Annotated in this window: 22 protein-coding genes and 8 pseudogenes; 15 read left to right on the top strand and 15 right to left on the bottom strand. The window is 68.7% G+C overall.

Features of this window, described 5'->3' with window-relative positions:
- Positions 1-937 precede the first annotated feature (937 nt).
- On the bottom strand, positions 938-2,206 hold the full coding sequence (locus QF035_RS54880) for a pentapeptide repeat-containing protein (RefSeq protein WP_307530716.1): 1,269 nt from the start codon (positions 2,204-2,206) through the stop codon (positions 938-940).
- A gap of 269 nt (positions 2,207-2,475) precedes the next feature.
- On the opposite strand from QF035_RS54880, the gene QF035_RS54875 reads away from it, so the two are divergent.
- Both QF035_RS54875 and QF035_RS54870 read left to right on the top strand, forming a co-directional pair.
- Positions 2,476-2,763, top strand: a complete 288-nt coding sequence (locus QF035_RS54875; RefSeq protein WP_123471932.1) for a transposase — start codon at positions 2,476-2,478, stop codon at positions 2,761-2,763.
- 14 nt (positions 2,764-2,777) lie between these two features.
- Positions 2,778-3,677 (top strand): annotated as a pseudogene (locus QF035_RS54870) (IS3 family transposase); the annotation flags it as partial.
- Positions 3,678-4,000: 323 nt separating this feature from the next.
- Here QF035_RS54870 and QF035_RS54865 read toward each other — a convergent pair.
- Positions 4,001-5,050, bottom strand: coding sequence for an aldo/keto reductase (locus QF035_RS54865; RefSeq protein ID WP_307530714.1), 1,050 nt, complete (start codon positions 5,048-5,050; stop codon positions 4,001-4,003).
- Positions 5,051-5,148: 98 nt separating this feature from the next.
- Between QF035_RS54865 and QF035_RS54860 the strand changes: the two are divergent.
- Positions 5,149-5,244 (top strand): annotated as a pseudogene (locus QF035_RS54860) (MBL fold metallo-hydrolase); the annotation flags it as partial.
- Here the strand turns inward: QF035_RS54860 and QF035_RS54855 are convergent.
- Complete coding sequence (locus QF035_RS54855) at positions 5,217-5,636, bottom strand: Atu4866 domain-containing protein (RefSeq protein ID WP_307530712.1); 420 nt, start codon at positions 5,634-5,636, stop codon at positions 5,217-5,219. The pseudogene QF035_RS54860 and the gene QF035_RS54855 sit on opposite strands and share 28 nt — an antisense overlap.
- Before the next feature lie 126 nt (positions 5,637-5,762).
- On the opposite strand from QF035_RS54855, the gene QF035_RS54850 reads away from it, so the two are divergent.
- Positions 5,763-6,569 carry a helix-turn-helix transcriptional regulator gene (locus tag QF035_RS54850; protein WP_373467044.1) on the top strand — a complete coding sequence of 269 codons (807 nt, stop codon included), beginning with the start codon at positions 5,763-5,765 and terminating at the stop codon, positions 6,567-6,569.
- Positions 6,570-6,588: 19 nt separating this feature from the next.
- Here the strand turns inward: QF035_RS54850 and QF035_RS54845 are convergent, their stop codons facing one another.
- Positions 6,589-6,933, bottom strand: coding sequence for a hypothetical protein (locus tag QF035_RS54845; protein WP_307532079.1), 345 nt, complete (start codon positions 6,931-6,933; stop codon positions 6,589-6,591).
- Positions 6,934-7,037: 104 nt separating this feature from the next.
- Here QF035_RS54845 and QF035_RS54840 point away from each other — a divergent pair.
- Positions 7,038-8,396, top strand: a pseudogene (locus QF035_RS54840) (ISKra4 family transposase); the annotation flags it as partial.
- Here the strand turns inward: QF035_RS54840 and QF035_RS54835 are convergent.
- Positions 8,378-8,611, bottom strand: coding sequence for a hypothetical protein (locus tag QF035_RS54835; protein WP_307530709.1), 234 nt, complete (start codon positions 8,609-8,611; stop codon positions 8,378-8,380). The pseudogene QF035_RS54840 and the gene QF035_RS54835 sit on opposite strands and share 19 nt — an antisense overlap.
- A 45-nt stretch (positions 8,612-8,656) precedes the next feature.
- On the bottom strand, positions 8,657-9,211 hold the full coding sequence (locus QF035_RS54830) for a hypothetical protein (protein WP_307530707.1): 555 nt from the start codon (positions 9,209-9,211) through the stop codon (positions 8,657-8,659).
- Positions 9,212-9,851: 640 nt separating this feature from the next.
- Here QF035_RS54830 and QF035_RS54825 point away from each other — a divergent pair.
- On the top strand, positions 9,852-10,304 hold the full coding sequence (locus QF035_RS54825; protein WP_307530705.1) for a peptidoglycan-binding protein: 453 nt from the start codon (positions 9,852-9,854) through the stop codon (positions 10,302-10,304).
- 188 nt (positions 10,305-10,492) lie between these two features.
- Here the strand turns inward: QF035_RS54825 and QF035_RS54820 are convergent.
- Positions 10,493-10,699: pseudogene (locus tag QF035_RS54820) on the bottom strand (ISKra4 family transposase); the annotation flags it as partial.
- A gap of 336 nt (positions 10,700-11,035) precedes the next feature.
- Here QF035_RS54820 and QF035_RS54810 point away from each other — a divergent pair.
- Together QF035_RS54810 and QF035_RS54805 are read left to right on the top strand one after the other, a co-directional pair.
- On the top strand, positions 11,036-12,283 hold the full coding sequence (locus QF035_RS54810; RefSeq protein ID WP_307530704.1) for an outer membrane protein assembly factor BamB family protein: 1,248 nt from the start codon (positions 11,036-11,038) through the stop codon (positions 12,281-12,283).
- Between the two features lie 358 nt (positions 12,284-12,641).
- Positions 12,642-13,223, top strand: coding sequence for a hypothetical protein (locus QF035_RS54805; RefSeq protein ID WP_307530702.1), 582 nt, complete (start codon positions 12,642-12,644; stop codon positions 13,221-13,223).
- 217 nt (positions 13,224-13,440) lie between these two features.
- Here QF035_RS54805 and QF035_RS54800 read toward each other — a convergent pair whose 3' ends face one another.
- From QF035_RS54800 to QF035_RS54790, 3 genes are read right to left on the bottom strand one after another with little or no spacing between them, the layout of a single operon-like run.
- Entirely contained in the window at positions 13,441-13,809 is a 369-nt protein-coding gene (locus QF035_RS54800; RefSeq protein ID WP_307530700.1) for a hypothetical protein, read from the bottom strand.
- A gap of 39 nt (positions 13,810-13,848) precedes the next feature.
- Positions 13,849-14,235 (bottom strand): hypothetical protein, encoded by a 387-nt coding sequence (locus QF035_RS54795; protein ID WP_307530698.1) that lies wholly within the window; start codon positions 14,233-14,235, stop codon positions 13,849-13,851.
- Positions 14,236-14,279: 44 nt separating this feature from the next.
- Positions 14,280-14,714 (bottom strand): hypothetical protein, encoded by a 435-nt coding sequence (locus tag QF035_RS54790; RefSeq protein WP_307530696.1) that lies wholly within the window; start codon positions 14,712-14,714, stop codon positions 14,280-14,282.
- A 415-nt stretch (positions 14,715-15,129) separates the two neighbouring features.
- Between QF035_RS54790 and QF035_RS54785 the strand changes: the two are divergent.
- A pseudogene (locus QF035_RS54785) lies at positions 15,130-15,282 on the top strand (IS630 family transposase); the annotation flags it as partial.
- Between the two features lie 290 nt (positions 15,283-15,572).
- Positions 15,573-16,232, top strand: a complete 660-nt coding sequence (locus QF035_RS54780) for a hypothetical protein (protein WP_257551534.1) — start codon at positions 15,573-15,575, stop codon at positions 16,230-16,232.
- Between the two features lie 27 nt (positions 16,233-16,259).
- On the opposite strand, the pseudogene QF035_RS54775 reads toward QF035_RS54780, so the two are convergent.
- Positions 16,260-16,442, bottom strand: a pseudogene (locus tag QF035_RS54775) (DUF3459 domain-containing protein); the annotation flags it as partial.
- On the opposite strand from QF035_RS54775, the pseudogene QF035_RS54770 reads away from it, so the two are divergent.
- Together QF035_RS54770 and QF035_RS54765 are read left to right on the top strand one after the other, a co-directional pair.
- Positions 16,441-16,602 (top strand): annotated as a pseudogene (locus tag QF035_RS54770) (IS3 family transposase); the annotation flags it as partial. The pseudogenes QF035_RS54775 and QF035_RS54770 sit on opposite strands and share 2 nt — an antisense overlap.
- A gap of 199 nt (positions 16,603-16,801) precedes the next feature.
- Positions 16,802-17,821: a S66 peptidase family protein gene (locus QF035_RS54765; RefSeq protein WP_307530693.1), complete on the top strand. Its 1,020-nt coding sequence runs from the start codon at positions 16,802-16,804 to the stop codon at positions 17,819-17,821.
- Positions 17,822-18,127: 306 nt separating this feature from the next.
- Here the strand turns inward: QF035_RS54765 and QF035_RS54760 are convergent, their stop codons facing one another.
- On the bottom strand, positions 18,128-18,388 hold the full coding sequence (locus tag QF035_RS54760) for a hypothetical protein (protein ID WP_373466909.1): 261 nt from the start codon (positions 18,386-18,388) through the stop codon (positions 18,128-18,130).
- Positions 18,389-18,712: 324 nt separating this feature from the next.
- Here QF035_RS54760 and QF035_RS54755 point away from each other — a divergent pair, with 324 nt between their 5' ends.
- Positions 18,713-18,862 carry a hypothetical protein gene (locus QF035_RS54755; protein ID WP_307530691.1) on the top strand — a complete coding sequence of 50 codons (150 nt, stop codon included), beginning with the start codon at positions 18,713-18,715 and terminating at the stop codon, positions 18,860-18,862.
- Positions 18,863-19,019: 157 nt separating this feature from the next.
- Here QF035_RS54755 and QF035_RS54750 read toward each other — a convergent pair.
- Both QF035_RS54750 and QF035_RS54745 read right to left on the bottom strand, forming a co-directional pair.
- Positions 19,020-19,136, bottom strand: a pseudogene (locus tag QF035_RS54750) (helix-turn-helix domain-containing protein); the annotation flags it as partial.
- A gap of 470 nt (positions 19,137-19,606) precedes the next feature.
- The gene (locus QF035_RS54745) at positions 19,607-19,993 is read right to left on the bottom strand and encodes a DUF4870 domain-containing protein (protein ID WP_307530689.1); all 387 of its coding nucleotides are present in this window, start codon (positions 19,991-19,993) and stop codon (positions 19,607-19,609) included.
- 264 nt (positions 19,994-20,257) lie between these two features.
- Here QF035_RS54745 and QF035_RS54740 point away from each other — a divergent pair, with 264 nt between their 5' ends.
- A complete protein-coding gene (locus tag QF035_RS54740) occupies positions 20,258-20,470 on the top strand; it encodes a transposase (protein ID WP_307530687.1) in 213 nt (70 codons plus the stop codon).
- Here QF035_RS54740 and QF035_RS54735 read toward each other — a convergent pair.
- Positions 20,467-21,246 carry an NAD(P)H-dependent oxidoreductase gene (locus QF035_RS54735; RefSeq protein ID WP_307530685.1) on the bottom strand — a complete coding sequence of 260 codons (780 nt, stop codon included), beginning with the start codon at positions 21,244-21,246 and terminating at the stop codon, positions 20,467-20,469. The two genes, QF035_RS54740 and QF035_RS54735, sit on opposite strands and share 4 nt — an antisense overlap.
- A 139-nt stretch (positions 21,247-21,385) precedes the next feature.
- On the opposite strand from QF035_RS54735, the gene QF035_RS54730 reads away from it, so the two are divergent.
- A complete protein-coding gene (locus QF035_RS54730) occupies positions 21,386-22,234 on the top strand; it encodes a helix-turn-helix transcriptional regulator (protein ID WP_307530682.1) in 849 nt (282 codons plus the stop codon).

Genomic DNA, 22,234 nt, shown 5'->3' with positions numbered 1-22,234 from the left:
CGCGCGACGGCTCCCCTTTCGGCCGCCATACTTATCACAACAGCGGCAATGGCCGCGGCAGCTGACACGCCATGACAAATACCTGTCCCGTCACAGGGTCACTCCGTGCCCTTCCGGCACCGGCGTCAAAAGCCCCTTGGGCCGGCTCGGGCTCTCACGCGGCCGGGATGCTCAGCCATCCCGAACACCGGGGCCCTGCCACCGCGGAGAGCACCGGCCTGCTCGTGGCACGAAGACATCCACCTCCGCAGGCAGCGGCAGGCTCGCGGCGGCCGCCATGCCGGACTTCCGCGCCGAGCGCGGCCGGAGGAACTGCCGGATGTGCCGGCGTGAGCTGTGCGGTGGTTCGATGCATTGAGGGTCGGAGCCGCGTGCAGGGACCAGAACACCTTGACACGCTGAATGCCCGGCACAACGCTGCTTTCTGGCGAGGGGAGGCCGGTGACGCCCAAGGTGCCGCCGACGATTTCACGAACCTCGTAGATCACCAGGCCCTCGTACAGGGAGCAGACCACCCTGACATCCTGGATTCCCGGGACGGGCTCGCCCACTGGCGGGGAGAAGCCGGCGACGCTCAAGGTGCCGCCGCCTACACAGACCTCGTACGAGACCGAACCCGCATGCAGGGAGCAGACCACCCGGACACCCCACCCCGCCGATGCGGCACTCAATTCGGCCCGCGCGCCCCGCAGCCGACAGTCGGAAGACGAATCGGCGCTGAGATTGGAACCGGTTGAGGGTCCCTCCCCGGGTTCACAGGGCGGGTACGGGACATCGTCGCGCCACGGAGCGTCCCGCCGGATCCGTCGGCTGTCATCACCACCCACACGAGCGTTACCGGCTCACGAACTCCGAGAACAAGGAGGGTTCGGAATACGGGAACGTCCATCTGGATCGGCCCTGGGGGGCTTAGACGACCGATTCCGCCTCCCTCTTCCTATGGATTCAGGGGCAGCCAAGTGGAGGGAAGGGCGACTGGCCCATAAGCAGTGCTGACGGCAGCGGGCAGCCCAGAGGGAGCTGGGCCCGTCGCGTCGGTGAAGGACACCTCGCCGCCGAAGAACCTTGCGCTACGAAAGGACACTTCTCCGCTGGAGAACGCCGCGCGGTCGAATGACACCGTGCCGCCGGAGAACGTCGCGTCGACGAACGGCACCCCGCTGCCAGCGAACGTCGCGTCGATGAACGACACCCCGCTGCCAGCGAATGTCGCGCGGCCGAAGAACACCGCGCCGCCGGAGAACACCGCGCGGCGGAACGAGACCTCGCCACCGGAGAACGCCGCGCCCATGATCGACACCGCGCCGCCGGAGAACCCTGCGTCGCGGAACGAGACCGTGCCGCTGGAGAACCTCGCGTCGGCGAACGAGACCTCGCCGCCGGAGAACGCCGCGCGGTCGAACGAGACCTCGCTGCCGGAGAAACCTGCGCTGAAGAAGGACACCGTGCTGCCGGAGAAACCTGCGCGGCGGAACGACACCGTGCCGCCGGAGAAACCTGCGCCGAGGAAGGACACTCTGCCGTCGGAGAAGCTCGCGCCCTCAAAATCTATGTTGCCGTCGATGGTCACGCCCGTGAGGTCGAGGTCGCAGCCCTGCCAGGAGCGGTGGGTTCCCTTCGGGCGTCGGTAGTGGTCGCCGATGAGGCGCAGGATGGTGTGTCGGACCTTGCGGAGGGCGAGGTAGCGGTGGTGTTCCTGTTCGTGGGCGGGGTCTTCGCCGGGGTCGGCGGTGAAGGGGAGTTGGAGGTAGGCGCACAGGACGTCGATGCAGGTCTGGCGCAGGCTGTGGTCGGGGGCGTCGTCGGCGAGGCCGGTCAGGGCGTGGACGCCGCCGAGCCGGACGGCGGGTGAGTCGGATCCGAGTCTGTCGACGGCTTGGGAGAAGCGTTCGGTGTGGAGTCGGGTGGCTTCGCGGTGGGCGCCGGCCTCGTCGACGCGCTGGCGGCGGTAGGCGACGACCAGGGCGACGAGCGCACCGGCCCCGGCGACCACCCCGAAGGAGAGCTTCACCAGGTCGAAGAGCGTCTTCGCGTCGAGCTTGGCGGTGCTGTCGATCTCCTGAAAGTCGAGCAGCACCACCAGCCCGTAGAGGACGCCGCCCGCGACCAGGACCGCGGCGGCGAAGGTGAGGGTCAGCGCCCGGCCGATCCTCGACAGCTGAAGCTCTCGTTCGTTCGGGGATCGCGACCTTCGACTGGTTGCCATGACGACGAAGACAAGGCTCGGAGGCCAGCGGTTGCAGCCAACCTGATGCTCGCCTGGCGGCGTGCGGCCCGGCCGCGCTCACACGGCCGGGCTCTCAGTTGGCGTTCTGACGAACGTCCCGCCGGATCCGTCGGCTGTCATCACCCACACGAGCGATACCAGCTCACGGAACTCCGAGAACTGAGGTTCCCCCTGCCGGTCGGACAGCTTGATACTGGGACGGATGGTCCCGGAGGAAGCAGTCACAGGTAGTGAGCCAGAAGAGCAACATGAGTAAGCGGTACACGGCCGAGTTCAAGCGGGACGCGGTCGCCTTGGCGTTGTCCTCGGAGAAGACGGTCACCGAGGTGGCGAGGGATCTGGGCGTGAGTCCGGAAGGGCTGCGCGGGTGGGTGAAGCAGGCGAAGATCGACCGCGGTGAGGGGCCCGCCGGGGCTTTGACCACTGCGGAGCGTGAGGAGCTGGTCCGGCTGCGGCGGAAGGTCCGCGAGCAGGAGGCCACGATCGAGGTTCTGGGAAAAGCGACCGCCTTCTTCGCTCAGGACAAGATGAGGTAGGCACCGCGGCACGGTGTCACCTCATCGATGCGGAGAAGGCATCGGAGGGGAATCTCGCAGGTCACAGCGTTGCGTTTCTGTGCCGTGTGCTGGGGGTGTCCCGTTCCACCTACTACGCGCACAGGGCGGCAGGGCCGGCCCGGGCGGTGCGGGAGCGGGCCGAGGAGGTGCTGGTGGGCGAGATCCGGGTGCTGCATGCCGGATCTCGCGGTGCCTACGGGGCCCCGCGTGTCCACGCCGCCCTGCGGCGGGCCGGGCGGGCGGTGAACTCCAAGAAGGTCGAGCGGCTGATGCGCAAACACCGGATCGCCGGGATCACCCGCCGCCGGCGTCGGGGCCTGACCCGGCAGGCGAAGCGGGCGGTGTTCGCGCTCGACCTGATCGGCCGGGACTTCACCGCACCCCGGCCCGGGATGCGCTTGGTCGGAGACATGACCGAACTTGTCACGCTGGAAGGCAAGTTGTATCTGGCGACCTGCATCGATCTCGCGACGCGGGAGGTGGTCGGCTGGGCGATGGCCGACCACCACCGCGCCGAGCTGCCGGTCGCTGCCCTGCGGATGGCGGCCGGGCGTGGCGGCCTGGAGTACCGCTGCATCATGCACACGGATCGCGGCAGTGAATACACGAGTGACGAATTCCGCACCGAAATAGGCAAGTTGCGCATGAGGCAGTCGATGGGACGCGTCGGCTCTTGTTACGATAACGCCGCCGCGGAAAGCTGGTTCGCCATCCTGAAAGCGGAGATCGGGACGACCGTGTGGGAGACCCGCGAGGCGGCCCGGGCCGACGTTTTCCGCTACATCGAGGTCGAGTACAACCGCAGCCGACTCCGTCGGCACCCCGACTACGGGTACGTCACCCCGCTCGAAACGAGATCCCTGCTCAGGCAGAACCTCGCCCCGGCAGCGTAAACACCCGCTGTCCAGTTCGCGGGGGGAACTTCAGGCAGGAGGTGGCCGAACTTCTGGACGCCTCCTACCGGCGTGTTGCCGGCGTCCGTCGAGTGGCGAACCTGGACGCGGGAGGCGGCATGGCCGGTACGTAGCGGAGCTCGCCGTCGCCTCCACTGGTGAGCCCGAAAATTTTGTACGAGCCGCGAGCCGCGCCCAAGAGTCTTCCCGCACGTGCGCAAGGCCACCGAAGACCGGCCGCCGCACCAGTCCCGCGATCACGAACCCGGTGTGGCGATGGCGAAGGCGCCGATGGCCAACGCCAGCAATGCGACAGGTGCGGTTCACCCTGCGTTTCGAGCCTTGGCCGGTCCGGTACCTGCGCCCGTGGCGGTGATGGCGGCGCCGATCTCGTCCAGATCGGCGGCGGTCAGCTCCAGTTCCCCTGCACCGGTCCAGCCGTCGACCTGGGAGGCCGTGCGCGCGCCCACGATGGCGCCGCTGATGCCCGGCCAGGCCAGCACCCAGGCGATGGCCACCTCGGCCACGCTCACCCCGTGTCGCGCGGCGATCGGCTTCAGGGCGTCGGCGAGCCGGAGGTTGGCGGCCAGCCCGGTGGTGAAGTCGGCATGCGCGGACCGCCAGTCGTCGGCGCCCAGCGACGCCGCCCGCTCGGCGGTGAACGCGCCGGTCAGCAGTCCGGACTGCATCGGCGAGTAGGCGATCACGCCGGTGCCGTTGGCGGCTGCCCACGCGACCTCGGCCGCGGCCGACCGGTTGATCGCCGAGAACGGCGGCTGGATCGCGTCCACGTGCGCGATCTTCTCGGCCGCTGCCAGCTGCGCCACATCATGGTTGGACAGGCCGATCGCACCGACCTTGCCCTCGGCCTTCAGATCGGCCATGACCTGCCAGTACTCCTCCAGCGGAGTGGCGTTGGGCGATACCGCGCCGAAGCCGTCACCGGCGTACTCCAGGGACTCGCCGGTGTCGGGCCAGTGCACTTGATGCAGGTCGATCCGTTCCACGCCCAGCCGCCGCAGTGAGTCCTCGACCTCGCGGCGCACGCTGGCGGGTTTCATGATCCGCCGGGGCGCGGCCGACGGGTTGTCCCGGTCCCACACCAGGCCGGCCTTGGTGAAGACGTACGGCTTCTCGGAAAGGTTCGCGATCGCCTTCCCGACCAGTTCCTCCGCGTGGCCGAGGCCGTACACAGCGGCGGTGTCGATCCAGTTCACGCCCGAGTCGATCGCGTGCCGGATGGCCGAGACCGACTCGGCGTCGTCGGTGTCGCCCCAGCTGAACATCCAGCCGGACCCGGCTACCACCCAGGATCCGAACCCCACCCGGGTGATCTCCATCCCGGTACGTCCCAGCGCGTGCTTGGCAAGCATTGTTCTCCCTTTCCATGGCAATAGATGGCGGCGGGATCCCCGCATGCCGGACGGCTTACGGTCGGGTCTGCCGCATGACCCAGCGCGCGTTTTCGCGCCGCCTGTCGGATGGCACGTGGTTCCACCCCGGTCACGGCAAGGACTCCACTCTTGGCGCCGAGCGCCCTCACCTGGCCGGGTGGAACGCGGCTGGCAGCGCGTCAGCGCACAGCTCGTGGCCGCTGAGTTCCAGGTGGTGGAAATCGCCGACGATGCTGCCCTCGGCCTTGGCGCCGCTGTCGGCGTTCAGGTGGAAGCTCTTCTCGCGGACCACATAGCTGCCCTTGAAGGCCGCCCGGGTGCCGTTGAGGTCCTCCTCGAAGGTGCCGTCGCGGTCGAGCCGCAGGGCGAGGTCGCCGTCCTTGCTGGCCCAGGTGCCGGCGAGCGCTGCGAGAATGCCCTCGCTCCCCGGCGTGCCCGACGTGCTCCGCGTGGGCGTGCCCGCTGACGCCGGGGGTCGGGTGGCCGCGCCCGCCGGGGTCTCGGTCTCGGCGCTGCAGGCGGTGAGGGCGATGAAGGCGGCGATCACGATGGCTGCGTGCTTCATGCCGACCACTGTCGGCCGGGCCGCGCGAGCCGTACCAGGGCGGGTCCGTCCTGGGGAAAAGCTCCCCACCCTGGCGGGGTGGGGTCCGCCCATAATGGGGGTGTGGATCGACGGACAGAGCTGAGCATGTTCCTGCGTTCTCGGCGGGACCGGGTGACGCCGCAGGAGGTCGGGCTGACCACGCACGGCCGGCGCCGGGTGCCGGGGCTGCGCAGAGAGGAGCTCGCCCAGCTCGCCGGGGTGAGCATCGATCACTACGTACGGCTGGAGCAGGGACGCAATCCTCACGTGTCCGAGCACGTGCTCGACGCGATCGCCCGGGCCCTGCGGCTCAGCGCCGACGAGACCCGCCACCTGCGCAACCTGGCCCGTCCCGGGCCCGGTCGCGTCCAGCAGGAGCCGGTGGCCACCGTGCGTGCCTCGTTACGGATGCTGCTGGACTCCCTGGCCGGGCCGGCCTACATCGTGGGACCGCGCGCGGAGTTCCTCGCCTGGAACGACCTGGCCAGGGGCGTGTTCGCCGACTTCCCCACACTGCAGGCAGCCGAACGCAACGCCGCCCGGCTGGTCTTCTTCGACCAGTCCTTTCGCGAGCTGTTCGGGCAGAGCCTGCCGCGCAAGCGTGCCGACACCGTCGCCTACCTGCGTCTGAACGCCGGCCGGCACGCCGACGACCCGCAGCTCATCGAGCTCATCGGCACCTTGTCCATGCGCAGCCAGGAGTTCCGCCAGTTGTGGGCCCAGCAGGACGTCAACGACAAGTCGCACGGCCGCTACCAGCTCGACCACCCGCTGGTAGGACCACTCGACCTGCATTACGAGGCCGTGGGCGTGGCCGGGACCGGCGGCTGGAAGCTGATCGCCTACTCAGCCCGGCCCGGCTCCCCGTCCGCCGACGCGCTGCGACTGATCGGCAGCTGGATCTCCAGCTGATCCGGCCCGTTTCCCCGAGTCAGGCGAGATCCTGAGCTGGATGAGGCTGTCGATGAATGAGTGGGGCGATTCGCCCTCGCCCGTCGTGGCTGTCGCGTACATGACGTAGTTGGCGAGGTCGCTTGAGACCTTCCCGCCAGTGCGGCACCATGACCGCCCCCACCACCCGCACCTCGGGTTCCACCGGCTCCTGCAGTGTCACCGGCTCAGCCACGTCCTGCCCGGCCAACTCGGCGAGCACCTCGGTCACCGTCTCGCGCGCCACCCGCAGCCGCGACCACGCTTCCCGCTCACCTGCCAGCCGTGAGGTCAACTCGACGATCCCCGCCTCCCGCGCCTCCAACTCCTCGATCAACGACACCATCGACGCCCCCTACTTCACCCGCCACAGTAGAAGAACACCTACCCCGCCCACACCATCAACCAGCGTTCTCCCAGCTCAGCACTTCCCCGGAAGAGAGCCACACCCATCTCGATCTGCGGGAGATGCGGGAGCGGGAACAGATACGGCAGACCGACGCAAGGGTGGTCCGTGGTGCGGACGGACACGTCCGCCCGCACCATGAGATGGGGCATTCCCGCCTGCTGGCCTGCGTGTTCGGCACGGTCACCATCACGCGGACCGCCTGGCGGGGCAAGGGCCAGACCAGCGTGCACCCGGCCGATGCGGAACTCTCACTGCCCGCCCACCTGCACTCCCACGGCCTGCGTCGCCTCGCCGTCCTCGAAGCCGTCCGCGGCTCCTACGACCAGGCCAAAGAGGCAATTGACCGCAGCTGCGGGAAGGTCCTGGGCAAACGGCAGGCTGAACTGCTGGTCGTGGCCGCAGCGGTGGACGTCGATGACTTCTACCGGTGCACGATTCCGCTCCCGTCAACCGCCGCGACCGCACTCGTGATGCAGGCCGACGGCAAGGGCGTCGTCATGCGGCCCGAGGCCCTGCGGCCCGCGACACTGAAAGCACACCTGAACGGCCGGCGGGCTCTGCGCACCCGACTGGCTCCGGGCGAGAAACCGCACCGCAAGCGAATGGCCACCCTGGCCTGCGTCTTCGATGCCGACCCCGCCCCGCGCCGACCCCATGACGTGATTGCCCCGCCCGAGGGCCGCAGCACCACACGGACGCCTCGCCCGGGGCCAAGAGCACAGCGCAAGTGGCTCACCGCCTCCCTGGTCCACCCGCCCGAGCACGTGATCGCCGCCGCATTTGAACAGGCCGAAGCCCGCGACCGGGACCATCTGCGCGACTGGGTGGTTTTGGTGGACGGCGCCCGCCACCAGCTGGAGTTGATCCGAGCCGAAGCCGACCGGCGCCATATCAAGGTGCACGTCCTGCTCGACTTCGTGCACGTGGCCGAGTACGTCTGGGCAGCGGCCCACTGCTTCCACAAGCCCGGCACTCCCGACGCCGAAGTCTGGGTCGCCGGTCACCTCACCACGGTCCTCCACGGGCAGGCAGACCGAGCCGCCACCGAGATCACGGCCGAGGCCGACCGGGCCCACCTGCACGGGACGAGGCGCGAAAGCGCCGACGCCTGCGTCCGCTACCTCACCGGACACCTCGACCAGCTTCGCTACGACACCGCCCTCGCAGCCGGCTGGCCGATCGCCACCGGCCCGATCGAAGGAGCTTGCCGGTACTTGATCGGCGACCGCCTCGACATCACCGGCAGCCGCTGGGGACTCGCCGGGGCCGAAGCCGTCCTCACGCTCCGAGCCCTCATCGACAACGGTGATTTTGCCGCCTACTGGCGATACCACCTCGCCCGCGAACACGAACGCCTCTACCCCACTCCCGACCAGCACAACTACAACCTCACGGCCTGATCAGGAACGTCCCTCAAGGAGAGCCACACCCGATCGAGATGCCCCTGGAACAGCAGCCGCAGCAGTTCACGGCCTTGAAGCCCGACAAGGTCCTCGAGTTCGTGATGGGACAGCGCGGCCGACTCCGGCCCGGCCAACGCGCCTTTCAGGCAGTCGAAGGCCCTTGTCGCGGCAGTGAATGGATCGATGGCATCGAAGGCGTCGTAAGGTTCCACCGGCTCTTCTTTCAGCGACTTCGGTTTGGTGTGGTACCTCCGAAGTTAGAGAGAAGAGCCTTTATCGTTCCGCGAGTTCGCCGATTCTCCGCCCGACCCCGGATGAGCGGGGGCGAACCGTCCGGGCTGGTCCTCGATCAGCCAGCCCCGTTCCACCAGCCGTTTCAGCTTCCCCCGCGTCCCCTCGATCTTCGCGGTCACCGCGGGCAGCCCGATCCGGGGCACGATCTGCTTGGCCTGCATCGGGCCCGCCGCACCCGCGATCACCTCCACGATGTCCCGGTACACATCCGGCAGGACGTCCATCGTGAGACCTTCCCGCCAGTGCGGCACCATGATCGTCCCCACCACCCGCACTTCGGGCACCACCGGTGCCTCCGCCGCCACCGGTTCCCGCAACGGCGCAGTCTCGGCAACGTCCTGCCCGGACAGCTCGGCCAGCACCTGGGCCACCGTCTCGCGCGTCACCCGCAGCCGCGACCACACCTCCCGCTCACCCACCAGCCGCGCGGTCAACTCGGCGATCTCCGCCTCGAGTTCCTCCACCCGGACACGGGCAACCGCCTCCCGCGTCTCCAACTCCTCGATCAACGACACCATCGACGCCCCCCCCTACTTCACCCGCCACAGTAGAAGGACGCCTACCCCGCCCACACCGTCAACCAGCGCTCTCCCAGCTCAAGGGCTTTCCCGGAGGAGAGCTACACCCACTCCGCGGTGACCGGCGCCTCTGCTGCGGTCCGCGGATCTGACGGATCCATAGGCGGCTTCTCATGGTCCCAGCGGTAGCAGCAGTCGAGCTCAACAACGCGACGGCCGTAACCCAGAGGCGGTCTCGACCGCCGCCTTACCCGTATTCCGGTGTGCGCGGCGGCCGTTCCTTGTGGGTCAAACGACCGGCACACTCGGCGACCGGGCCGGGCTACTGTGTCCGTCGTACAGGGCTGAAACCGGCCATGGCTGTCGCACATGACCTCACCCGCAGGGCGATGCACGACTGACAAAGTTCCCTGCATGAACAACAAAGTCCGAAGCCCGCGATGACCCTAAGGTCCATGAGCGAGGCCAGCGAAAAGGGGCGTCACACACCCGCGTCACGAGCCTTGCCCAGGCCATCCTCTGCCTGCATCACGCCAGCTCAGACCGAGGATGGAAAGGCTCACCGTACGGACCGTTTGTGATACCCCCCTCCTGCAAAGAGAAAGGCAACATAGTGCGTTCTATTTACCGGCGGTCTCGGGTGACGGTCACTGGCATACTGCTCAGCGCAGTGGCGGCGGTCGGGCTGCAAGCGACCCCAGCCCAGGCCGCATACGGCGTATGCAACACCACTGCGACCTACGGAAGTGAGGTGTCCATCAGGTATCCAGCACGAACCGACAACGGGATATCCTGCTACATCGCCTACCGGACGGGCTCAGAAGGCGCAGTCAAGGCAGTTCAGGACGCCATCTACTACTGCTACCGAGGGACCACCGCCTACGACAGGATGATGAACGCCGGCGGGCGCGATGGGATCTACGGAGACGGCATGGTCAGCGCCATGAAGTGGCTCCAGGCGAACAGGCTCGGTCTCTCCGGCTCGGAAGTTGACGGCGTCTACGGTCCGACGGTCCGCGATCGGATTGAGTGGCCACTCCGCTGGCCTGGCGGAACGCCTGTTGGGGTCGGGGACTGCAGCAAATCTTGGTGAGCTGCTGACCGTCCCTCAACAACGCCCTTTGGCGGGCGCAGATGCCGGTGGACGTGCGAGCAGCGATCAGTCGGGCGAGCGGGAACGCATACCAGGCACACGGAAGCCGGCCCCACCGGTGGCTGGTCCAATACCCGCCGCCGAGTACAAGCAAATTGGGTGTGGATCCTTTGAAGTGACGGCCGGGATCAGGCGGTAAGGCTGTAGTCCTGCTGGCCACGGTTGGGGGAGAGGCGTTGGTGGTCGCGGGCTGCATGGAAGGTCCGGTAGTCCTCGAAGTCCCCGTTCGTGATCAATGTTCAGAGTCGGAGGACGGCTTCGGATCCTTCGAGGCCCCAGTGGGCGCCGGTGATATCGAGGCGGTCGGCGATCAGGTGACGGCAGGCGCTGGGGACTTGACGGGGCCGAAGCCGTCCTCACGCTCCGAGTCCTCATCGACAACGGAGACTTCGACGCCTACTGGCGATACCACCTCGCCCGCGAACACGAACGCCTCTATCCCACTCCCGACCAGCACAACTACGAACTCACGGCCTGATCAGGAACGTCCCTCAAGGAGAGCCACACCCAGTGCCAGGAGTCGCTGATCTTGTGTGACAGGAGTTTCACGGACGCGTCCCGGTTGCGTACCGCCCGACGACTGGCCGAAATCTGACGGCTAGCCTGACCGCGATCAAGACGTCCGAGGGGCGTCGGCACCATACGGGCGAAAACGGGGACGGGGAACCGACATGGGCATACGTGACGGGCACGCGGTGTCACGCAGGCAGGCGCTCAGGCTGGCAGGGACGGGCCTCGGCCTGGCCGTGCTGGGGGCAGGCGCATGGGGGTGCACCCCCGAGGAGGAGACGGGCGCGTCGGGCGGCAGCACAACTCCCGGTGGAAGCAAGGGCGGTGACACCAACAAGGGCAGTGACACCTTCACCACCCCGCCCCCGGGCACCGCGCCCAAGCCGCTGTGGCAACAGAAGACAGCCAACGACGACCTGGCCGGGATCCACGCGCTCGCGGTCATCGGCGGCACGGTCGTGGTGTCGGGTGACCCGCTGGTGGGGCGTGACGTCGTCAGCGGCAAGGAGAAGTGGTCGCGGCCGGGCGTCACCATTCCCGGCGCCAAGCTGATCAACGGCGGCGGGACGCTCTATCTCGCCAGCGCCGAGTACGACGGCGACGTGGTGGGCCTTGATCCGGCCACGGGCAAGGAGACCTGGCGCAGCCGCCTGGGCAAGGAGTACGAGCAGCCGCGCCCCATCGCGGCCGACGACCGACACGTCTACGTCCTCGCCGGGATCCTGGAGGAGGACCTCTCGTCGCCGACCAACGTGATCGCCGCGATCGACACCACCTCCGGCAAGATCGTCTGGCGTGAAAAGCGGGACACGGGGACCGAGGAGTTCGGCATCACCGCCACGGTCGTCGGCGGGCGCCTCGCGTACACCGATTTCCGGAAGAACGTGACCGTCCGCGACACGACGACGGGACGGCAGCTCTGGACGAAGAAGATCGGCAGGTCCAACTACTACCGCTTCGCCGTGCACGAGGACCTGTTGGTCGTGCCGGACGGGCAGCGGTTGCGGGCGTTCGCGCTGGCCGCGGGCACGGAGCGTTGGTCGCTGGCGAATGAGAAGTTCACCTGGTTCAACGATCCGCAGGTCCTGGACGGGGTGCTCTACGCCTCCGACAGCGCGTACGGCATGTGGGCGGTGGACCCCGGTACGGGCAAGCAGATCTGGCACAACGAGGACTTGGTGGGCTCTGCTGCGGAGGCGTGGCAGTTCGCCAAGGTGGGCGGCACGCTGTACGGCGCGACCGAGCACGACAAGAACGGCGGCGTGCATGCCTTCGACGCGGCGACCGGGAAGCTGCGCTGGACGTACAACGACAAAACCGGTGAGAACGAGAAGTGGTATGTGGTCCCGGCGGGCAAGCGGCTGGCCGCGATGCACGCCAAGCGGCTGTACGCGCTGCCGGCCGTCTGAGCCGACGGAGGCGGGCGGGTAGCGCGGTGGCGGGAACCTGACCACGCCCGGCGTCGGCCGCAGGACAGGGCAGGGCGTCATGGGTCGGGCCGCGGGAGGCGCGGCCCGACAGGTTGCCCAGGGCCGTCGCGAGCGCCTGGCCGCCTTCCTGGACCGCCGGCAGACGGTCCGTCGGCGGGCCGCGCCAGCTCAGGCCCGCCCGCTCACCTCGGAGTCCCCCAGCCCAGGCCCTCGGTCACGACGTTAGAAGCTGTTGTCTTTCCGGACTTGAGGACTGCGTTTTCGCTGGTCGGGCATGGGGTCGGCGAACCTGTGGGAGTGGTGGGCTGTTGTGTTGTCGCTCCTGTGGAGGTCGTGGATGCCGTCGGTCGTGGGGCTGCTGGAACAGCGCGAGCTCGCCACTCGCCGTCGGGTGGACGAGTTGCGGGAGGAAGCCGACCGTATCCAGGCCGAGTTGGCCGTGGCCGAGCAGGAATGGAAGGAGTGGGCCATCGCCCGTTCGCGGGTCGGCGAGGTGCTGGCCCCCGTGGACGGGACCGGGCAAGGTCACGCCCAGGCGGCCCGGGCAGCGCCGGCCGCCGAGGGGCAGGCTGAAAAGACGTCGTCAGCGCCGGGGGCGGCGAAGCCGAAGTCGCCGGTGCCGGTGTGGCGTGAGGGGCTGGCCTGGACGGTGCTGTCAGTGGACTACCAGCGCATCGTGCGGGCGCTCGCCGATCGGGTCCGGCTCGGGCAGGGCTCGGCGACCTGTCAGGAGATGGCCGTCTTGTTCGGCATGGACGTGGTGCCGGCGCGGGTGGAGACGCTGCGTTCGAAGGCGAAACGGCTGGTGGCCCGCGGCTGGCTGGCCGAGCAGCAGCCGGGCCGGTTCACGCTCGCTTTGGGCGTGGCCGGGCCAGGCCGCTCCGCCACGACCGGCGCATGGGATTCTTCAATGATCTGATACTCCTGGTTCGACCAGCACCGGGAGGGCCGTGCGCAGTTCCTCCCGCGAGCACGCCGCGTACCCCAGCGCGATGCCGAACCACCGTGCCCACCCGACGTGGTGGCGGGCCAGGCAGTCGAGCAGCAGCCCCCGCGTCAGCGCCCGGCCGACCAGCTCACGCTCCGTCTCCGCCGAGGCGACCGGGACTCTCTCCGGCCGGAGGTACTGGCGGGTGTCAGCCGGGCGTGATGCCGTAGTGCTCGCGCACCTCGCCGACATTTGGCGCGCCGTTGAACCCCACGTCGTTCGCCCCGACGATGATCGACCCGTCTTCGGTCACGTACTTCTGCGGGGTCGCCCAACGGTCCTCGAGGTCGGGCGATGCAGCGAAGGCCCGCAGGGCCGCGTCCATCACCGCGATGGCCTCGTCCTCGGTGGTCGCCTCGATCACCACGTCACCGCGCTGCCAGCCGCCGCCGAACTGTTCGCTGCAGTCCCATTCTGCGGAGACCACACCGGGGACCGACATCGCCGCCGCGGGGAACGCCTTCTCGCACTTGGCTGCACCGCATGCCGAGACGGACAGCATCAGCGCCGCCGCCACGACAGCCGGCAACAACCGCATTCGCTCACGTCGTATCACTCAGTCAGTCCTTCCGTAGTGTCCGCGCACCTCACGGATCGTCGGAACCGCCGAGAATCCGACGGCCCCCGCGCCGACGACGATCGACCCGTCCTCGTTGCGGTACTCCTGCGGCGTCGCCCACCGGGGTTCGAGGCGCGGCTCGGCGGCGAACGCCCGCAACAGCGCGTCCATGATCCGAATCGCCTCGTCGCATGACGAGGCCCGCAGGACCACCTTGCCCCGCTGCCAGCCGCCGAACATGTCGCTGCAGTCGAACTCGGCCGACACCACGCCGTCGACGGCGAGCGCCGTCTCCGCGAACACGTCCTCGCAGTCGGAGTTCCTCGCCCGCCCCAGGCTGAGCAGAACGGCGAGCACGCCGCCGACCGGCCCCGCCTGAGACATCCGGTTCACAAGCCGACGCCTGCGGCGTTCCCAGCCCTTGCCCATCAAGGCTTCCGGCCGCCGTGGACCTCCACGGCGGTTACGTCGCTACCCGACGAGTCAGGATCCGTCAGGAACCCGCTGTCGCGGAGCGGCTGCTCGTAGGCGAGGTATCCGGGATCCGTGCTGTGCGCCTGGTAGTACGCCGTGTCGCCCTCCCGCACCATCGTTACCGGGGTCACGCACCAGAGCGGGACGAACGGCACCTGGCCCAGCGTGGCGTTCAGCACCCGCATCGCGCCGTTCTCGGCACGCGGCACCATGTAGACGATCAGCTCGGCCACCGGCGCTACGCAGTAGAGGCAGACCGCGAGGAAGACCCACACCACCCACCACAGCGGCAGGAACACCAGGGTCAGGGGGAGAAGCAGCAGCCAGCGCAGTGCGGCCGGGCGGACGGGAAGCGGCCTCCCCCAGGCCGGGTCGTCGTAGTCATGCACGGACGGTGTCTCCCCCCCGGGTTCGCCGTCGCTCGACGGTGCGCCCGTGAGTGTACGCCGGGGGCCGACCCGCACGGAGCGGCGGGCCGTGCCGACCCCGGCATCAGCGTGGGTCCGGCCGGTGTCTCACTTCTTCCGTAGGCCGTGCCGTAGATGTCGTACGGCACGGTGCAAGGGACGTCGTCGGCCTGCGCGCAGGACAGGGATCGGGTTGCGTTGGTGGCAGGCTTCGAAGCGGCGCCCGGCGGCTCCAGCGGGACGTCGCACCAGATCAACGGGTCCAGAATGGACGACTTCACGGGGCGTGAGGCCGATCCCGCCAGCTCGGAGACCGGTCTTGAACCCGCCCGCAGCGGATTACCCTTCCAACGCATATTGATCCGAAACGCTTTGTGTTCGCGCTCGTTGGTGGTGTGTGAGTGATCTGGTGGGGGATGCGCGGGCCTGGTCGCCGGACGCACAGGAGGCTGTACGTCTGCTGGCGGTGTCCGCGCTGGTGGACGGCCGGGACCGGTCGGAGGTTGCGGCCCTGTTCAGAGTGTCGGTCAGGGCCGTGGACAACTGGTGGGCGAGGTGGCAGGCGGGTGGCCGAGACGCGCTGATGTCCCGCCCGCGGGGCCGGCGCGCGGGTGCGAGGCCGCGGCGGCGCACATCGACAGCCAGGCCGGTCACGCGCGCGGGCGCCGGGTCATCGTCGTCTGAGCCGTCTCCCGCGCGTCGGCACGGCGTCGCCGGGCGAAGACCCTTACTCGGAACGCGAGTTGCCCGGCCCCAGCGGCACAAGCACCCTCACGGCCGTAGGATCCGTACGTCCTCGCACCGGCGAGGACCGTACGAGGGGGAAGCCGGATGGTCGGCATGCTGACGATGACTCACCCGAGGCGACAGGAGGGGGTCACTCCCGAGCCGGTCGCCCGCAAGATCAACCTCTTTGTCAAGCCGGGACCGTCCTGGACGGTCGGCCACGTGGAACGGGAGCTGCCGCCGGGGGGCGTGCCCGCCTATCTCGCGGCCCGGGGCAGCGGCGCACGCTCCTTCGTCCTGTGGGCGGACGAGTACCGCGGGGCGCGGGTCGCCACCGTGGTGACCGCCTCCTGCGCGAAGGGCGTCTCGGTCTATCAAGTACTCGGCGCGCAGGGTGAGCTCCTCTGCACCGTCGTACGCGAGAAGGCGTTCAGGAGGGGGCTGCGTACCCGGTGGACGGTGAGCCGGCCCGGCGCACCCGATGCGGTGGGATACAAGGGCCGGATCGTCTGGTGGTGCGTGTGGTGGCTGTTCTCGCCCCTGCTGCCGTTCCTCTTCGTGGCGGCCGTGCTGGGCGGGGGCGGCGACCTTCCTCGTGGACCGGGCCGCATCATCTGGCGCGAGGGCGGCCGGGTGCCACTGGAATTCAAGGCGCACGGAAACCAGGTGCATCTTGAAGAAGCGTTCCTGGACCCGCGGTCAGGGGCCGCCGTACTGGCCCTGGTCCGTTCCTTCGACGGCATGCTGAACGCGTGGGACCGGGGGAAGATCTGACGGCCGCCCGCAGGAGGCGCGGTCTCGGTCGTCGGCCAGCACCACGCACGACTCCGGCGGCAGGTGCAGCACCCCGTCGCCGCCCGGGGCCTCGGCCGGCTCCCAGGCGGCCAGCACCCTCCCCCCGCCGGCCCGGTGCCGGCCGGCGCCCAGCGGGATGGCGGCGGGCTTCCCGGAAAGGTTGACCGCGACCCGCAGATCGCCACGCTTCGCGCTGCTTCAGAAGAACGTCCTCGACCGCCGTACCTGGGCCACCCGCCAGGAACTGCGGATCGCGATCGTCACCTGGATCGAGCGCACCTACCACCGACGCCGGCGGCAGAGACGCCTGGCCCGATTGACCCCCGTCGAGTACGAGACCATCATGACCGAGCCGCAGCCCTGGCTGCATAAACCCCGCCGTCACCCGCCCCTGCAGCAGTCCCCTTTCTCTAGCAGATGCATGGTTCAGCACGGTTCGAAGCAGGTCCGGCCTCATCGCTGACAGTCGCAGCGAGAAGGGCAGCCGCTGGGGCGGGCGACCGGAAAAATCGCGTGACCCTGCCCATGGCACCGGCGACACTCACGCCATGACTGGTACTGCACGGCCCCAGCTGCTTCGACCGCGTGCCCTCAGGCCCGGAGACCTCGTAGTCATCGCCGCGCTGTCCGGCCCGCTGCCGACCGCCTACGAGCCCAACGTTCAGCGAACGGTGGAACTGTTCGAGCGAATGGGTTTCCGCGTGCGGCGGGCTCCGCTGCTCGAAGTAGGACGGCACCATTGGTGGAGCGCGGCCACGCCGGCCGAGATCGCCGCAGAACTCAACGGACTTCTGCGTGATCCCGAGGTGCGCGCGATTATCGCGAGTGACGGCGGCCAGACGGCGCTCGGCTACCTCGACCTCATCGACGTCGACGCGATCAAGACCGACCCCAAGCCGATCCTCGGCTACAGCGACACTTCGCTGCTGCACCTGGTGCTCCATGGGCGCACGGGCCTGGTCGGGTTCCACGCCGACATGGCCGTCCCCGGCTTCGGCGGCCAGTGGCCGTCCGCGCCCACGGCGCGCCAGGCGGAACTCGAGCAGCTCTACTGCAGGCTGCTGACCGGTACCGCGGTGATCGGGGCGCTGCCGGCGAGCCCGTCGTGGGAATGCTGGCGTCCAGGTCGCGCCGAAGGGCCGCTGATCGGCGGGGTGATCAACCGCATCGTGCTGGCGCAGGCGACACCCTTCGCGCTGCCGCTGGAGCGGTTCGACAGTGCCGTGCTGTTCTGGGAGGAGATGGGCGGCCTGGCCTCGTACGTGTGGAGCTATCTGCAGGTGATGCGGCACTGCGGCATCCTCGACCGGATCTCCGGCATGGTCGTGGGCGTGCCGCGTGAGATCGGCGGACTTGAGCCCGGCGCGTCCCCATCCCTGCGCGAGATCGTCCTCGACGTCCTCGGCGACCGTGACATCCCGGTCCTGGGCAACGTCGAGTTCGGGCATGCCGGCCCGAACCTGCCGATGCCGGTCGGCATCCGTGCCGGCCTCGATGCGCAACGGCGGACGTTGTCGCTACTCGAACCGACGGTAGGACCTCTCGCGATGACGGGACCGGTGAGCTGAGCGACGCGGAACAGTCAGCCGATGGCCCCGGCAGCACCCCTGGGGCCGATTCACGCTTTGGTGACTGCCGCTATGAGTCGCTCGTTGGGCCTGTAGGAGGGGCCATGAACACCTGGCGGCTCGTGTTGATATAGAGGCCCACCTCCCGACCTCAGGGATCACCAACCCGGTGAACGTACGCGGTCACAGCACTGGCGTCGCGCACTGGACATATCGAACAAATAGGCAATTATTCGGCCACTGAGCGCGCGGCATGGCGCTGATCACGCCGCCGCGATCAGCGCCATGCCGCTATTGATCAAAAACTCATGGGGTCCACTCGTCGATGACGTAGCGGACGTGTCGGCCGCCGAAGTATCCACGCACAATGTGAGGTTGGCGTTGTCGACGGTGGAAGAACCGCCGGGTTTCGGAGGCGAGTTCGGTCTGGTTCCTGGCCCGGTGGGTGTGAGGCAGGCTGCGTTTGAGGTCGGCGTTGACCAGCTCGTCCGGGTTGAGTTCGGGTGAGTACGACGAACTCACCGCGTACCCCACCGAACTCGCCAACGCTGCTTGACCCGTTGGCATCGTGAGGTGTCTGGCGCGTGCTCGGCAAGGTACGCACCGACCCGAGGTGGGCGACCGCGCTGGTGAGGGCTCTGCTGGTCCTGACGAACTGCCAAGTCTCCCGGTGACCGACGATCTTCGCCGAAGTCATCCGCCCGCGACCAGCACGAGCATCCCTAACCCCGCGCACACCAGACCCGTCACCAGCAACTTCACGATGCACAGTGCTCAATGCTCGCGGAGTCACGGTCGTCACCTCCTTCCTCCGCTATTGACCTTGCCCCGGGGGCCGGGTTCTAGCGTCGCGGACGTACCGAGGAAGACGCGACGAGAGAGGTGATGACCATGCCGTTCCGTGAAGGTGAGGTCTACCGCTGCCCTGAGGCGGACTGCGGGTGCGAGCTGACCGTGACCAAGGCGGGTCCGCTCATCTCCACTGGTCGGCAGAGCCCGACGTGCTTCTGCGGCAAGGTCATGGTGAAGCAGCCGGCGTGAAGTGGATCGTTTGGAGCCGCAGGTCTGCCATGCTGGGACTGCCTGCTCCGGTGGACTCCCCCGTACCACCGGGGCGGGCTTGTCAGCCCCGGTCGTCGGTCACGTCGCAGACCAGGAGGGCCCGTCCGAGGGAAGCCTCGCTTCCACAGCAGGGGCCTTATCCGGCTTCGTCCTTCAGGCGCGCAGGATCCAGGACCGTGATGCGGCCCCGGGCCAGGTGTAGCAGGCCACGGTCCGCGTAAGCGCCCAGGACCTTGGTGCAGGTCTCGCGGGAGGTGCCGGCGAGTGCGCGCGAAGTCCCTCAGGTCGCGCGGCTTATCGCCGAGGACGGCATCGTTGACGGGGGGCAGCAGCATCAGCCCCCACGACCCCAGGCCGAGCACCGCCGTGGTACCGACGAGCCACAGTGCGACCAGGGCCGGCTCCTCCGTCCCGTGCCTCAGGACCCCGCGCACGACGACCACCACGAACGCCACGACCGCCAGCTCACCCCCGACGATCAGCCAGGACATACCGCTCCTCCTGTTTCCACGAATCGATGCACCGGCCCCCTACGTAAGTGACGACGACCGGAGCGCCATCACGTCCTCTCCGAGCCGTTCGACATTCGTTGTGGTCAGCGTGCCGGGCGTTGATGGCACTTTGCTTCGCCTGAGCCCCGGCTTGACAGCCGGAGGTCTTGAGGCGGGCGGGAAGGGGGCGCTCCGTCGGTGGTAGTGGCTGACCCAGGGGCTTTTGGGGCGGTCAGCCCAGCAGGCGCAGGGAGATCGATTTGACGAACCGGAAGTCCTGCCCGAGTCCAGTGCGCAGGGCCCCGACCAGCAGGGCGACAAGTCCCACCAGCGTGTAGCACGACCACAGGAGTATCGGCAGTGGCTGGGACTGCGGGTATGACGCCGGAAGCCCGAGCAGGGCCGACACCATGGCTCCGCCGAGGAGTGCAATGAGCACGGTGAGGCCGAAGTTCGCGGCGTGCGTGGCATGCTCGCGGGTCCACGGGTTTTGTGTCCGCGCACGGATGACGACGGGGACCAGCCAGATTACGAAGATGCCGACGAACGTGAAGCCCACCAGCGCCGTACCCAGATACGACCACACCGCTCCCGTCCGGCTTGCGGTCTGCTCGACCATGACGCCCATCTCCCTCTCAACAGGCCACCGTTCTACCGTCGGTGAGCCGGGAGGGGTCCCGATCGAGCGGTGCGAGACGCGCTGTTCGCCGACGACGGGGACCACTCCTTCCGCTCCCGGTCCCCACCGTATGGAGCCGAGCACGTTCGGGCCGACGTCCGCGAGAGCCGAACCGAAACACCACAGGCCCCCGGGGGGAAGCAGACATCCCTGGGGGATGAGAGGACCTTTGAATATGACTGCCCCGAGGAACATCCGCTGGAGTTGCGTGAGCGTGCGGTCCGGATGTACCGCACCACCGAGCCGAAGCCTGTGCTCAAGCGGATGGCCGCCGAGCTGGGCGTCCGTCCCGAGGCGCTGCGCGGCTGGATCCGCCAGGCCGGGACCGATGCCGGCGAGCGCGAGGACCGGCTCACCACCGACGGGCTGCTCCTCGGGTTCGCGCCCCAGCTCGTCCTGTCCTTCGTCGGCGGTTAGCCGCGCACGTGCAGCCCGAAACCCGTGCGGCCCGCCGGCTCCCGTCCCTCCTTGAGGTGCAGTGAGGGGATCTCGTAGTCACCGAAGTTCTGCGGCCGGAACGCGATCGGCTCGGTCGACTCCAGGGTGAGCAGGCGCTGCTCCCAGGCCTTGGCGACATCCGGGTACTCCACGCTGGTCATCCGGTCGGTGCCGTACAGCACGAACGGCGGCAGCACCTCGATGCCCGGGTAGTAGAGGATGCCGTGGTGGATCGGGAACAGCAGATCATCGATGGGGCCGTTGATCCCGCGAGCGGCGTAGTGCGACTCCGGGCCGCCGGCGGTCACCGACAGCAGAGCCCTCCTGCCAGCGAGGGTGCCTTCGCCGAAGCGCTCGCCGTATTTGGTGTCGCTGTGCTCGCCGACGCCGTACGCGAAGTGGTAGGTGAACACCCGGTCCACCCAGCCTTTGAGGATCGCGGGCATCGTGTACCACCACAGCGGGAACTGGAAGATGATCGTGTCGGCCCACAGCAGCTTCTCCTGCTCGGCGAGGACGTCCGGGGTGAGCGTTCCGGCGTCGAAGGCCCGGCCCGAGTCCAGGGCGACCTTCAGCGGACGTGAGGCGTCGGGGCCGTAGTCCGCGGCGTCCACGACCGCCTTCCAGTTCATCGCGTACAGATCGCTCACCCGTACCTCGTGTCCGGCGGTCTCCAAGGTGGACACCGCGAGGTCCTTCAGCGAGCTGTTGAGCGACTTCGGTTCCGGGTGGGCGTAGACGATCAGCGTCTTCATGAGAACTCCTTCGGATCGGATGCCTCCGATCCTGGGCGCCGCGGCGCCGGGCGTTCAGGGGCTCCTCTTCCGTCGGACGGGACTTCCTGGTATCGGCAGGACCACCTTCACGGGCACCACCGAGGCCATACTGAGGGGCATGGACGACCTTGCGGGCTTCCTGCGGACCCGGCGTTCCCGGGTCGACCCGGCGGCCGTCGGCATCCCCACCGACAGCCGCCGCCGGGTCGAAGGGCTGCGCCGCGAAGAGGTCGCGCACCTGTCCGGAGTCAGCGTCGACTACTACGTACGATTGGAGCAGGGCCGCGCGACCCAGCCCTCCGAACAGGTCCTCGACGCGCTCGCCCGCGTCCTCGGCCTCGACGAGACCGAACGCGGGCACCTCGACCGGCTCGCCCGGCAGCGCCGCCGCCGTGCGAAGGCGCCGGGCGGGCGGGTCCGGCCGGAGCTGCTACGCGTTATCGATCTGGTCGCCGACGCACCCGCGCTGATCATGGACCACCGCCTGGACGTGCTCGCCGGGAACCACCTCGCCGGGCTCCTCTACGGCCGGCCGATGCCGGGCCTGAACACCGCCCGGCACATCTTCCTTGAGGAGGCCGAGCGCGGCCTTTACGCGGACTGGGAAAACTGCACCCTCGACGTGGTCGGGCACCTGCGCCTGGCCGCCGGCAAATACCCCGAGGACCCCCGCCTGGCCTCGCTCATCGGCGAACTGGCGATGGGCAGCGAGCGCTTCCGCCGCCTCTGGGCCCGCGCAGACGTGCGCGCCCGCACACATGGACGCAAGGCGTACCGGCACCCGCTGATCGGACTGCTGGAACTGCACCAGGAGAACTTCGCACTACCAGATGAATCGGGCATGGAGCTGCTGGTGCTGTCCGCGGCCCCCGGCAGCCCCGCCGAGGACGCGCTGCGCCTGCTCGTGGGCCTGGGCGCGGACAGTGGTGACGCGCATCCCATAGTGAACGCTCAGGTCCGCGAGTAA

It is taken from the genome of Streptomyces umbrinus (assembly GCF_030817415.1).
Classification (GTDB): Bacteria; Actinomycetota; Actinomycetes; order Streptomycetales; family Streptomycetaceae; genus Streptomyces; species Streptomyces umbrinus_A.
This window is presented reverse-complemented; position numbering and strand designations above follow the sequence as displayed.